Source organism: Plantactinospora endophytica, assembly GCF_016862915.1.
In the GTDB taxonomy this organism is placed as follows: domain Bacteria; phylum Actinomycetota; class Actinomycetes; order Mycobacteriales; family Micromonosporaceae; genus Plantactinospora; species Plantactinospora endophytica.
On sequence record NZ_BONW01000002.1, the window covers coordinates 149,040 to 160,994 of the forward strand.

Consider the following 11,955-nt stretch of genomic DNA (forward strand, 5'->3'; position numbering starts at 1 on the left):
CCGGGCCGGTCAACGGGCCAGTTCGGCGACGTACGGGCCGCCGGGGCCGGTGACGGTCAGCCGGCCGGTACCGAACTCGACGGTCACCTCCGGGCCGCTGCCGGTCGGATCGTCGGGACGGTACCGGCCGGCACCTGCCGCGACGAGGGTGAGGGCCGGCGGTGCGGTGTCCACCTCGGCGGCCTCGACTCCGCCCTCCTGGTTGACCGCGAACCACCCGAGGACGGTACGGGTGTCGGTGCTGACGGTGACGTAGCTGCGCAGTTCGCCGTCCCGGACGACGGTGCCGGCGGGAGCGATGCCGGTGACCCGGCCGAACGCGGCCTCCAGCGCCTTGCGTTCCCGGCGGCCCTCCTGGGTCTTACCGCCCAGCAGCGCCAGCACCCGTTCCTCGTGCCGCCGTAGCTCGTCGGCGGGAACGCCGCGCGGCGGGAACAGGGCGGAGACGGCGTCGGCACCGCTCGCGGAGATCGACATCTGGTTGCCGGCGGCGGTCACCTCGAACCCACCTCCCGTTCCCAGCCGGTACTTCCCGACGGTAGCGGCCGGAGCGGTGCCGCCGGGTGGCGGGCTCGGCGTCGGCAGTGGACCGCCGGCAAGCAGCGCCGGACCCAGCTTTTCGAGCAGCTTCTCGGCGGTCACCTCCGGCCGGTTGGACGCCATCGCGATCACCCGCTCGCCCTCGGGTACCCACACCAGCACGGCGTTGTGGCCGATGTCGCCACCTCCACCCGCAGTGGCCAGGAACGGCTTGCCGTACACGGAGGCGTCGTACGCCACCCAGCCGGGCGTCTCCGACCTGCCCTTGCCCAGGTCGTGTCCCGGGGTGCCGATCGCCCGCACGGCGGCGGCCGAGACGAGCCGGCCGGTGAACAGCGCATGGGTCCAGGCCGCCAGGTCCCGGGTGGTCATCGCCAGGCCGCCGTTGCCGTCGACCGCCCAGTGCGGTCCGGCGAAGCTTCCCGACTCACCGGTCCGACCGCCGTCGAGCCGCCCGACGGCACGGGGACCCGGTGCGGCCGGCTCGCCGTCCCAGAATCCGCCGGCGATCCGACCGTCGGGCAATGGCAGCGTCGTCGCCATGGTGTAGTCCCGGTAGCTCTGGCCGGAGACCTTCTCGATGACGAGGGCCAGCAGGGTGTAGCCGGCGTTCGAGTACACGTAGCCGGTGCCGGGCGCGAAGGCCAGCTTCAGGCCGCCGATCGCCGACAGCGCACCGACCCGGTCCAGCGGCTTGTGGTCCGTGCCGTGCGTGCCGTTCAGCCCACTGGTGTGCAGCAGGAGTTGCCGGACGGTCACCCCGGCCACCGGGCCGGTCAGCTCCGGCAGGATGCTGCCGACCCGGTCGTCGAGCGCCAGTTTGCGGTCGTCCACCAGCCGGAACACGCTGGCGGCGGTGAACGCCTTGGTGACCGAGCCGATGCTGAAGACGGTGTCGACGGTGTTCGGGGTGCCGGCGGCGTCCTCTGCCGACCCGTAGCTGGCCAGGCAGTCGAAGCGGCCACCGGTCGAGATCGCGATCGAGCCGCTGAACCCGGCCCGCGCCCATGCGCCGAGGGCGGCGTCGACCCGGCCGTCGCAGTGGGCGCCGGCGGCCGGCGAACTCGACCCGGATTCCGACGGGCCGCTCTCCGCCGTGCAGGCGGCCAGCGCCGCCAGGGATATCGCCACCACCATGAGCCTGAAGTGCTTGGTCATGGGGCGAAGGTAGGAGCACCGGTGCGAACCTGAGGTAAACGAGGCACCCGGGTACCGGCCGGGTCGGGACCGCATCCGTTTCCGACGGTCGGGCTTCGGTGGTGGCGCCTCCTACGCCCTGCACGTCGACGTGGAGAGGTGGGCCGGGTCGGCGGCTCAGTGCAGCAGGGAGTCCTGCCACTGCCGGTGCAGGGCGGCGTACCGGCCGTCCCGGGTGACCAGCAACTCCGGTGGACCGTCCTCGACCACCCGGCCGCCGTCCAGCACGAGTACCCGGTCGGCTATCTCCACAGTGGAAAGCCGGTGGGCGATGACGATCGCGGTCCGGTCGGCCAGGATGGTCCGCAGCGCCCGCTGCACCAGCCGCTCGCTCGGGATGTCCAGCGACGAGGTGGCCTCGTCGAGGATCAGCACCGCCGGATCGGCCAGGAACGCCCGGGCGAACGCGACGAGCTGGCGCTGCCCGGCGGAGAGCCGGCCGCCGCGCCGGTGCACGTCGGTGGCGTACCCGGCGGGCAGCGCGGCGATGAAGTCGTGCGCGCCGATCGCGTCCGCCGCCGCGACCACGTCGGCGTCGTCCGCCCCCGGCCGACCGAACCGGATGTTGTCCGCCACCGAGCCGGCGAAGAGGTGGTTCTCCTGGGTGACCATGACGACCGCCCGGCGTAGCTCGGCGTCGGCGACGTCGCGCAGGTCGATCCCGTCCAGGGTGACCGTGCCCCGGGTCGGGTCGTAGAACCGGGCCACCAGCTTCGCCACCGTCGACTTGCCGGCCCCGGTCGCACCGACCAGCGCCACCGTCTGACCAGCCGGAATCGACAGGGTCAGCTCGGGCAGCACCGGGGTGTCGGTCCGGTAGCCGAAGGAGACCGCCGTCAGGTCCACCGCACCCCGGACCGGGCCGGCCGGCAGCGGGCGGGGCCGGGTCGGCTCGGGTACGCCGGGCCGCTCGTCGAGTACCCCGGCCAGCTTCTCCAACGCTGCCGTGGCGGACTGGAGCGCGTTGTAGAACTGGCTCAACTCCTGCATCGGCTCGAAGAACCGGCGCAGGTACAGCAGGAACGCCGCGAGTACGCCGATCTCGACGTGCCCGCCGAGCACCCGCATGCCGCCGTACGCCAGTACCGCCGCGATTGTCACGTTGCCGATCACCTTGATCGCCGGTGAGTAGGTGGCGATCAGCCGGAACGCCCGCAGGTTCGCCCGACGGTGGTCGTCGTTCACGGCGGTGAAGATCTGCTGGTTACGCGGCTCGCGGCGGAACGCCTGTACCGCCCGGATCCCGCCGAGCGACTCGACGAAGTGGACGATCACCAGTGCGACGGTCTCCCGGGTACGCCGGTAAGCCGACGCGGACGCGCGGGCGAACCAGCGGGACAGCCAGAGCAGGAATGGGAAGGCGAGCAGGGTGACCACGGCCAGCGGCGGGTCCAGCCAGAGCAGCACACCGGCCACCGAGACGATGGAGAGCACGGCGAGCACCAGGTCGTCGATGCCGCCGTCGACGAGTTCGGCGATCGAGTCCATGTCGCTGGTCAGCCGGGCCACCAGCCGGCCCGAGGTGTAGCGCTCGTGGAAGCTGACCGACAGCCGCAGGAAGTGGTCGTACACCCGACGGCGCAGGTCGAGCAGGATGGCCTGGCCGATCCGGGTGGAGAGGGTGAGGAAGCCGCGCTTGCCGGCGTACTCGGCGACGGCGGCGAGCCCGAACGCGGTGGCGACGGCGACCAGCGGACCGGCGTTCCCGGCCCGGAGCGGTGCGATGGCGCGGTCGATGCCGAGCATCACCAGGTACGGCCCGGCCATCCCGGCCGCGTTCTGGAGCAGCAGTAGGACCACCGCCACACCGATCAGCCGGCGGTGCGGCCGGATCAGCGAACCGAGCAGTACCCGGCTGCGGCTGCGGAGCCGGGCGATGCCCTGCACGGTGCCGGTCTCGGCGGCGGTACGGTCCGCCTCCGGGTCAGCGGCGATGCCCCGCCACCGGTTCAGGTCCGGGCCGCTCGTCGTGCTGCCGGTCGTCGTGGTGCCGCTCGTCGTGCTGCTGGTCGTCGTCGGGTCGTCGACGGAGCCGGCCGCCGCAGCGGGTTCGACCGACGCAGCGGGTTCGACCGACGCAGGGGCAGATCCGACCGCCGCCGCGCCGTCGACCGGGCCGGATGCCGTCATGACCGGACGAGTCCCAGGTCGTCGGTGTCCTCGGCGGAGAGCACCGACCGGTACGCGGGCACCTCGCGTAGCAGTTCGGCGTGGGTGCCGACGGCGACGATCCGGCCGTCGGCGAGCAGCGCCACCCGGTCGGCGAGCGCGACGGTCGACGGCCGGTGCACCACCACCAGCGCGGTGGTGTCCCGGAGCACCCGGGCCAGTGCCCGCTCCACCAGCGCCTCGGTGTGTACGTCCAGCGCCGACAGCGGATCGTCCAGCACCAGTACCCCGGGCCGGCCGAGGATGGCCCGGGCCAGCGCCAGCCGCTGCCGCTGCCCGCCGGAGAGGGAGAGCCCCTGCTCGCCGATCCGGGTGTCCAGCCCCCACGGCAGGTCGTACACGAAATCGGCCTGCGCCACGGCGAGCGCCGCCCGCACCTCCTCCTCGCCCGCGTCGGCCCGGCCGAGGGTGAGGTTCTCCCGCACGGACATCGAGAAGAGGGTGGGTTCCTCGAACGCGACCCCGACCCGGCTGCGCAGCGAGTCGAGCCGGACGTCCTGGATGTCCTGCCCGTCCAGGGTGATCCGGCCGGCGGTCACGTCGTAGAGGCGGGGCACCAGCGACAACAGGGTGGTCTTGCCGCAGCCGGTGGTGCCGACGACGGCGAGCGTCTCGCCGGGCTGCACCGTCAGGTCGACGCCGCGCAGCACCGGCGGCCCCTGCGGATAGCCGAACCACACCCCGTCGAAGCGGAGTTCCCCGCCCCGGCCGGCGCCCTCGACCCGGGGCAGCGCCACCGCGCCCGGCCGGTCGACGACGGTCGGCCGGGTGTCGAGTACCTCGTAGATCCGGTCGGCGGCGGTCATCGCCTCCTGCGCGGTGGCGATGATCCAGGCCAGTGACTCGATCGGCCAGATCAGCATCAGTTGCAGGCTGACGAAGGCGACCAGTCCGCCGATGGTGAGCGAGCCGTGCGCGACGGCGACAGCGCCGGCGACCAGCACCGCGGCCAGGGTCAGGTTGGGGATCAGGTCGAACTGCGCGGAGGTACGCGCCAGCAGCCGGCCCTTGCCGGTCGCGGTGTCGTGCAGCGTACGGCTGCCGGCCGCGAACCTGCTGGTCATCTCCGGCCGCCGGCCGAACGCCTTGACGGTGCGGATTCCCTGCGCGGACTCCTCGATCAGCGTGGCCAGGTCGCCCTGCTCGTCCTGGAGCCGTCGGGCGGCCAGCAGGTAGGCCCGGGTGAACCGCCGGCTCGCCAGGAACAGCGGCACCGCACCGGCCGCCACCAGCAGCCCGAGCCCCGGGTGCAGGGTGATCAGCAGCGTCACCACGGCGACGTAGGTGGTGACGTTGACGACCAGGAAGAGCAGCCCGAAGGAGAGGAAGCGCCGGATCACCGAAAGGTCGCTGGTCACCCGGGACAGTAGCTGGCCGGACTGCCAGCGGTCGTGGAAGCCGATGTGCAGCCGTTGCAGGTGGGCGTAGATGTCGTCCCGGATGGTGGCCTCCATCCCCACCGCCGAGGAGGACTGGGCCCACCGCCGGATGAAGATCAAGCCTGCTTCGGCGAGCCCGAGCACCAGCGCCAGCCCGCCGAGCCGGAGCAGACCGCCGGAGTCGCGGTGCGCGATCGGTCCGTCCACCGCCCGCTGCACGACCAGCGGTACGGCGATGCCCGCCCCGGTCGCCGCGAACGCCGCCAGCATCAGCCAGACCAGTTGTGCCCGGTACGGGCGGAGGTAGTGCCGCAGCCGCCAGAGGTTGCGGGGCAACGGATTGGCCGGACGGGCCAGCCGGCAACGGGTCGGCCGGTCGCCGGTTCGGCTGTCCTCTCCCGGCGACAGGAGACCTGGCCGGTGCGCCCGCAGTTTCGCCGACAGCCGTCTCACGGGCAGCCGGAAGCCCGGCCGGCCCCGGACCGTGGGCTCGTCGTCACGATCCGGCGCCATGCCCTGACGGTATCGGCAAACATGGGTGGCGGTTGAGTCGTGTTGCTGTCACCTTTCGCCACGGCCTGCTGTCACCTGTCGCCATCGCTCGCCACCGCGATCGCGCTGCACCCGGTACCGGCCGGCATCCTGACGCTGACCGGTCACTCAGTACCGGCGAGTGGCCCGGTGCTGACCGGCGACTCAGCACCGGCGGTCCGTCAGCCGATGTCGGCCCGGCGCTCGTGGGCGAGCAGCCAGGTCTTCACCGGCAGCCCCCACCGGAAGCCGCCGAGGCCGCCGTCGGTGCGCAGAACCCGGTGACACGGCACGAAGAGTGCCGCCGCGTTCCGGGCGCAGGCCATCGCGGCGGCCCGGACCGCGCGGGGGCGGCCGGACAACTCGGCGAACTCGGTGTAGGTGACCGGCTCGCCCGGCTTGACCCGACGCAGCGTCTCCCAGGCGTGCGCCAGGAACTCGCCGTCGGTGTGCTGGACGACCGGTACCGCGTCGATCGCGGTCAGGTCACCGTCCAGATAGGACCGTACGGCCGCGCTGACCGGGCCGAGTTCGGGCCGCTCGCGTACCTCCCGGCGCAGTCGGGGGTGCACCAGCCCGAGCAGGTTGGCGGTGTCCGTGGTGAAGCCGGCGGCGTGCACCACGCCGTCCGGGTCGGCGAGTACGGTCAGTGGTCCGGTAGGCGTCTCGATCCGGCTGCTGTACATCTCGTTCACTCTGCTCTCCATAGTCTGATCACCGCGTACGAGCGCCAGGGCCGCCAGCGGCCGGCGTACGCGTCGAGGCTCTTCGGGTCGTCGGGGAGGCCGAGCGCCGCGGCGCCCCGGCGTACCCCGAGGTCGGTGGGGAGGAAGACGTCGGGGTCGCCGATCGCGCGCATCACGACGTAGCCGGCGGTCCAGGCGCCGATCCCGGGCAGCGCGGTCAGCCGGTCGACCAGCTCGGCCCGGTCCGCGCCCGGGTCCAGGTCCAGGTCGCCCGTGGCGACCGCCTCGGCCAGCGCCCGGATGGTCGCCCGCCGGGCGGCCGGCATGCCGAACGCGGAGTCCGGCAGGGCCAGCACCTCCTCGGCTGACGGAAACGCGCGCAGCCCGGCCGGTCCGCCCGCGCTGCCGGTTCCGCCTGCGCTGTCGGCCCGGGCCGGGCCGTCGGGACCGGCGGTGGCGGCGGGACCGTTCGGGCTGTCGGATCCGGCCGATGGGTCGGCAGGGGTCGCGGCGGTCGCGGCGGCCAGCCGGGCCAGCACGGTACGGGCACCGGCCACCGAGACCTGCTGGCCGACGATCGCCCGGACGGCCATCTCGAAGCCGTCCACCGCCCGTGGCACCCGGATGCCGGGCTCCTTCGCCACCGCCTCGGCGAACGCCGGATCGGCGCCGAGGACGGCGTCCACCGCCTCCGGGTCGGCGTCCAGGTCGAAGAGGCGACGGCAGCGGGCCACCGCCGGGGCCAGGTCACGGACGTCGGCGAGCCGGAGGGTGGCGGCGACGTACCCGGGCATCGGGGTCATGGCGATCTCGGCCGGCCCGTTCGGTAGCCGCAGACCCCGGCGGTACGACCCGGCGTCGACCTCCTCGATCCCGGGTACCGCCCGCAGGGCGAGGAAGTCGAGCAGCGCGTCGGCGTGCAACGGCGCCCGGTACGCGAGCCGCAACGTGATCGTCCCCGCAGTGCCCGGTGCGCCCGGCGTCGGCGATGCCCCCGGTGTGCCCGCCGTTCCCGCTCTGCCCGGGGCGCCGCTCGGGTTCGGTACCGCCGAACCGGGAACGCCGCTCCGGCTCGCCCGGGAACCGGTACGGCGGGAGGCCGCACCGGCGGCGGAGCGGCGGGCGGCGTCGCGCAGTTGGGACGGCGCCACCGCGTACACCTCGCGGATCGTGTCGTTGAACTGCCGCACGCTGCCGAACCCGGCGGCGAAGGCGATCTCGGCCAGGCCGAGATCGGTCGTCTCGACCAGGATCCGGGCGGTCTGCGCCCGCTGGGCCCGGGCCAGCGCGAGCGGTCCGGCGCCGACCTCGGCGACCAGCATCCGGTTCAGGTGCCGTTCGGTGTAGCCGAGCCGGCCGGCCAGCCCCGGCACCCCCTCCCGGTCGACCACACCGTCGCCGATCAGCCGCATCGCCCGGCCGACGACGTCGGCCCGGACGTTCCACTCCGGCGAGCCGGGGGCGGCGTCGGGGCGGCACCGCCGGCAGGCGCGCAGCCCGGCCCGCTGTGCGGCGGCGGCGGACGGGAAGAACCGGACGTTCTCCCGCTTCGGGGTCGTCGCCGGGCACGACGGCCGGCAGTAGATGCCGGTGGTGGTGACCCCGGTGTAGAACCAGCCGTCGAACCGCTGGTCCCGGCTGTCCACCGCGCGGTAGCACCGTTCGAAGTCCAGTTCCATACCCTCGATGGTGCCGCCTGCCGTACGCGTTGACTCGCGGAAATCGGACCTCACCGTGCGTACCCGACCCTCGGGTGGCCGGGGTCACCGTCGGGCGGCACGGAACGGCCGACCGAGGTGGTCGCCGGGGCGGTCCGGGCGGGCTTGCCCATCGCGGCGGTGCTCCGGGCGCGTCCGTAGACTTCATTCCGGGCCGGGCCGGTGGACCACACCGGGTTGCGGGAGGCTACGAGAGAGGCAGTCGCGTTCGCATGACTTCACTGACCATCGGCATCGTCGGCCTGCCCAACGTCGGCAAGAGCACCCTCTTCAACGCGTTGACCAAGAACGACGTACTCGCCGCGAACTACCCGTTCGCCACCATCGAGCCGAACGTCGGAGTGGTCGGCCTGCCGGACGAGCGGCTGGGCAAGCTCGCCGAGATCCACGGTTCGCAGAAGATCCTTCCCGCGCCGGTCTCTTTCGTCGACATCGCCGGCCTGGTTCGGGGCGCGTCGAAGGGGCAGGGCCGGGGCAACGCGTTCCTGGCCAACATCCGGGACGCCGCCGCGATCTGCCAGGTCGTCCGGGTCTTCTCCGACCCGAACGTGGTGCACGTCGACGGCAAGGTCTCGCCCGGCGACGACATCGAGACCATCAACACCGAGCTGATCCTGGCCGACCTCCAGACCATCGAGAAGGCGCTGCCCCGGCTGGAGAAGGAGGCGAAGGTCCGCAAGGACCGGGCCGCCGCCGTCACCGCCGCCAAGAAGGCGGCCGAACTGCTCGACACCGGCGTCACCCTCTACGCGGGCGCGGCCAACGCCGGGATCGAGGTGGCCGAGCTGCGCGAGCTGCACCTGCTGACCACCAAACCCTTCCTGTACGTCTTCAACGTCGACGAGGCGGAACTCAACAACGCCGACCTGTTGGACGAGTTGCGCCTGCTGGTCGCACCGGCCGAGGCGATCTTCATGGACGCCAAGGTCGAGTCGGAGCTGACCGACCTGCCGCCGGACGAGGCCCGGGAACTGCTGGAGTCGATCGGGCAGTCCGAGCCCGGTCTCGACCAGCTCATCCGGGTCGGCTTCCGCACACTGGGGTTGCAGACGTACCTGACCGCCGGGCCGAAGGAGGCGCGGGCCTGGACCGTACCGGTCGGGGCGACCGCCCCGGAGGCGGCCGGTGTGATCCACTCCGACTTCCAGCGCGGCTTCATCAAGGCCGAGATCGTCTCGTACGACGACCTGGTCGCCGCCGGCTCGATGTCGGCCGCCAAGGCCGCCGGCCGGGTACGGATCGAGGGCAAGGACTACGTCATGCAGGACGGCGACGTGGTCGAGTTCCGCTTTAACGTGTGACGTTATTACCGTAGCGCGTTATGCTCGGCTCGTGATCCGGTCATTCGGAAGCCGGGACACCGAGCGGCTCTGGCAGCGTGAACGAGTCGGAGCTCCGGATCCTCGGCTGCTCCGAACGGCACTGAGGAAGCTCGTGCTCCTCGATGCGGCGGTGACTCTCGACGACCTCCGGGTGCCGCCCGGAAACCGCTTGGAAGGGCTCAAAGGCGACCGTAAGGGGCAGCACAGCATCCGGATCAACGACCAGTGGCGGATCTGCTTCACGTGGACCGAGACCGGTCCGGAAGACGTCGAGATCGTGGACTACCACTAGCGGAGGTGAACGGATGAGCAAGTTGGCTCCGATTCATCCCGGCGAGGTGCTCATGGAGGACTTCATCGCCCCGCTCGGGATCACCCAGCACAAGGTTGCCGTCGCCATCGGCGTACCGCCCCGGCGGATCAACGAGATCGTCCACGGCAAGCGGCGTGTCACGGCCGACACCGCCCTTCGGCTCTCGCGCTACTTCGGCACGACAGCCCTGTTCTGGATCAACCTCCAGAACCGGTACGACCTCGAAATCGAGAGGGACGCGCTCGGCGACACCCTCGACAGGATCCACCCGCTCCGGTCGGCGTGAAACCGCGACATCCGCAGCAACCTCGCCCAGCATGAATCGGGCTTCCACGGACGTTGAACCGGATCGCCCTGCTGGCTGACCGGGAGCAGCCGGGCCCTCTCGGTCGGCCCAAGGTGCTGGTTCAATGGATCACCGTGGAGTGGGTGTTCGACGGCGAGATCATCGAGTGGCGCGGCCCGGCACCGTACTTCTTCGTGGCCATGTCCGAGTCCGACAGCGCCGAACTCAAGGAGGAGGCGCGGTCACTGATCTACTGGGGCCAGGTGCCGGTGCAGGTCGTCATCGGCGGCACCGAGTTCAGGACGGCACTCTTCCCCAAGGACGGCCGTTATCTGGTGCCGCTGAAGGACGCCGTCAGGAAGGCCGAGGACCTGGGCGAGGGTGATGTCGTGGCGGTGACGCTGCGTCCGGCACGGCGAGATGATGCCCAACGCTGACGGGACCAGGTCGAGTCGTCCCCGACGGCTGAGCCCGGTACGGCTCAGATCCGTCGTACGACCGGCTCCAGCACCGAGACCAGCAGCTTCGTGTCGGCGGTCAGCAGGTTGGCCCGACATGCTCGGATGTTGTCGTTCTTGCTCAGCTCGGACCAGTCGAGATGGAGGCCTGCAGCCGCCGCGAGCTGCCGAAGGAAGGCCCGCTGCGATCTGCCGTTCCCTCGCGGAACGGGTGCCGCGCGTTCAGTTCGCCGTAGTAGTGCGCCAGCGCTTCGACGAACGCGTGGCGGTTGAACCCGATCAGATGTCCGTCGCCGGCAAGCTCGGCCAACACGGCGCTCACCTGGTCGTCGACGTAGCGCCAGTGGCAGAACTGGGATCCGGTCTTCGCGATGTCCACCGTCCGGGTCTCCCCGGCCCAGTCGTAGAGGTCGCGGAAGAGCGCGTGGTGGAAGAGCTTAAGGTGCTCCAGGTTGTAGTCGCCGGGGATCGTTTCCTGGGCGACCTCCACCTCACGAACGCTGACGATTCTCGCTTCGAGCAGGGCGAGCCGCTGACCGTCCGTGATTCCGAGCCTGTTGCGAAGGCACTCCGTGCCCGGCCAACAGTACGGATCAGGCACCCTCGGACCGGGCAATCTCTTCGGCGATCAACTCGTCTGCGCTGAGAACGCCGGTGGCGAGGTCTCGAAGACGGTCCTGCCATTCGTCGTCCAACTCGATGCCCTCAAGCGCCGCGCTCGCCGTCGCCAGGGTGACGGCTGTTTCGGCATCGGCCCGCTGGCGGGCGTAGTAGACGGTGATGATGTCCCGACGGATTTCGTTGCTCGATGGAGCACTGTCCGGCAGACCGTCCCGGGCCCCACGCCAGGGCAGTTCGGCGTGGGTCATCCGGGAGAGCTGGACTGCGGAGAACCGGCCGTACCTGTCCGCGACCCAGTCGACGGTCGCACGTGCCGAGCTGTCGAGCGTGGTGGGATCGCCGTCCGACCACGAACTGATCGTGTAGCGCCGCCGGTGCCGCTGGTAGAGGGCGGGCACCACAGGACCCTCCCGCCATGCCTGGATCGGCTCGTCGAACAGGGCAGAATCGTGGCGGGCGAGGTGCCAGCACTGGCAGTAGTAGACGAGCTTTTCCAGCTTCATCGCGGTCATCTCGCCCAGGCGCTCAAGTAGAGCGGCGGCGACATCGTGCACGTCAGCCATGACACCTCCCTCTGCGCCAAGCGTAGGACCAGATCGAGCCATCCCGCAGCACAGCGGCCTGCGAGGAGCGTGTCGCACTCGGCTCCCATGCCATCCAGGGCAACTCCGGGCGTCTAGTACACCTGTTCGAAGAGTGTGGCGTCGGGGAGCGGTCCGGCCCGGCCTGATCGGC

At 71.5% G+C, this 11,955-nt stretch carries 11 protein-coding genes; 4 read left to right on the top strand and 7 right to left on the bottom strand.

The genetic code is table 11. The features are described 5' to 3' along the window. Nucleotides 1-9: 9 nt before the first annotated feature. From Pen02_RS03605 to Pen02_RS42930, 5 genes are all read right to left on the bottom strand, one after another. Nucleotides 10-1,698, bottom strand: coding sequence for a serine hydrolase domain-containing protein (locus Pen02_RS03605; protein WP_203864465.1), 1,689 nt, complete (start codon nucleotides 1,696-1,698; stop codon nucleotides 10-12). Between the two features lie 156 nt (nucleotides 1,699-1,854). Further along, complete coding sequence (locus Pen02_RS03610; RefSeq protein WP_203864466.1) at nucleotides 1,855-3,867, bottom strand: ABC transporter ATP-binding protein; 2,013 nt, start codon at nucleotides 3,865-3,867, stop codon at nucleotides 1,855-1,857. After that, entirely contained in the window at nucleotides 3,864-5,555 is a 1,692-nt protein-coding gene (locus Pen02_RS03615) for an ABC transporter ATP-binding protein (protein ID WP_372445570.1), read from the bottom strand. The genes Pen02_RS03610 and Pen02_RS03615 overlap by 4 nt, the downstream gene beginning before the upstream one ends. Nucleotides 5,556-5,998: 443 nt before the next feature. Then, nucleotides 5,999-6,502, bottom strand: coding sequence for a methylated-DNA--[protein]-cysteine S-methyltransferase (locus tag Pen02_RS03620; RefSeq protein WP_372445571.1), 504 nt, complete (start codon nucleotides 6,500-6,502; stop codon nucleotides 5,999-6,001). A gap of 5 nt (nucleotides 6,503-6,507) precedes the next feature. Then, a complete protein-coding gene (locus Pen02_RS42930) occupies nucleotides 6,508-8,181 on the bottom strand; it encodes a DNA-3-methyladenine glycosylase 2 family protein (RefSeq protein ID WP_239140013.1) in 1,674 nt (557 codons plus the stop codon). Between the two features lie 251 nt (nucleotides 8,182-8,432). Here Pen02_RS42930 and ychF point away from each other — a divergent pair, with 251 nt between their 5' ends. From ychF to Pen02_RS03645, 4 genes are read left to right on the top strand one after another with little or no spacing between them, the layout of a single operon-like run. Next, complete coding sequence (ychF, locus tag Pen02_RS03630; RefSeq protein WP_203864469.1) at nucleotides 8,433-9,521, top strand: redox-regulated ATPase YchF; 1,089 nt, start codon at nucleotides 8,433-8,435, stop codon at nucleotides 9,519-9,521. 31 nt (nucleotides 9,522-9,552) lie between these two features. Beyond that, entirely contained in the window at nucleotides 9,553-9,834 is a 282-nt protein-coding gene (locus tag Pen02_RS03635; protein ID WP_203864470.1) for a type II toxin-antitoxin system RelE/ParE family toxin, read from the top strand. A gap of 13 nt (nucleotides 9,835-9,847) precedes the next feature. Continuing rightward, nucleotides 9,848-10,141, top strand: a complete 294-nt coding sequence (locus Pen02_RS03640) for a HigA family addiction module antitoxin (protein ID WP_203864471.1) — start codon at nucleotides 9,848-9,850, stop codon at nucleotides 10,139-10,141. A gap of 53 nt (nucleotides 10,142-10,194) precedes the next feature. After that, entirely contained in the window at nucleotides 10,195-10,578 is a 384-nt protein-coding gene (locus Pen02_RS03645) for a DUF1905 domain-containing protein (RefSeq protein WP_239140014.1), read from the top strand. Between the two features lie 142 nt (nucleotides 10,579-10,720). Here Pen02_RS03645 and Pen02_RS03650 read toward each other — a convergent pair whose 3' ends face one another. Together Pen02_RS03650 and Pen02_RS03655 are read right to left on the bottom strand one after the other, a co-directional pair. Next, nucleotides 10,721-11,089, bottom strand: coding sequence for a Fic/DOC family protein (locus Pen02_RS03650; protein WP_203864472.1), 369 nt, complete (start codon nucleotides 11,087-11,089; stop codon nucleotides 10,721-10,723). 103 nt (nucleotides 11,090-11,192) lie between these two features. After that, nucleotides 11,193-11,783, bottom strand: coding sequence for a type II toxin-antitoxin system antitoxin SocA domain-containing protein (locus Pen02_RS03655; protein ID WP_203864473.1), 591 nt, complete (start codon nucleotides 11,781-11,783; stop codon nucleotides 11,193-11,195). Nucleotides 11,784-11,955: the final 172 nt, after the last annotated feature.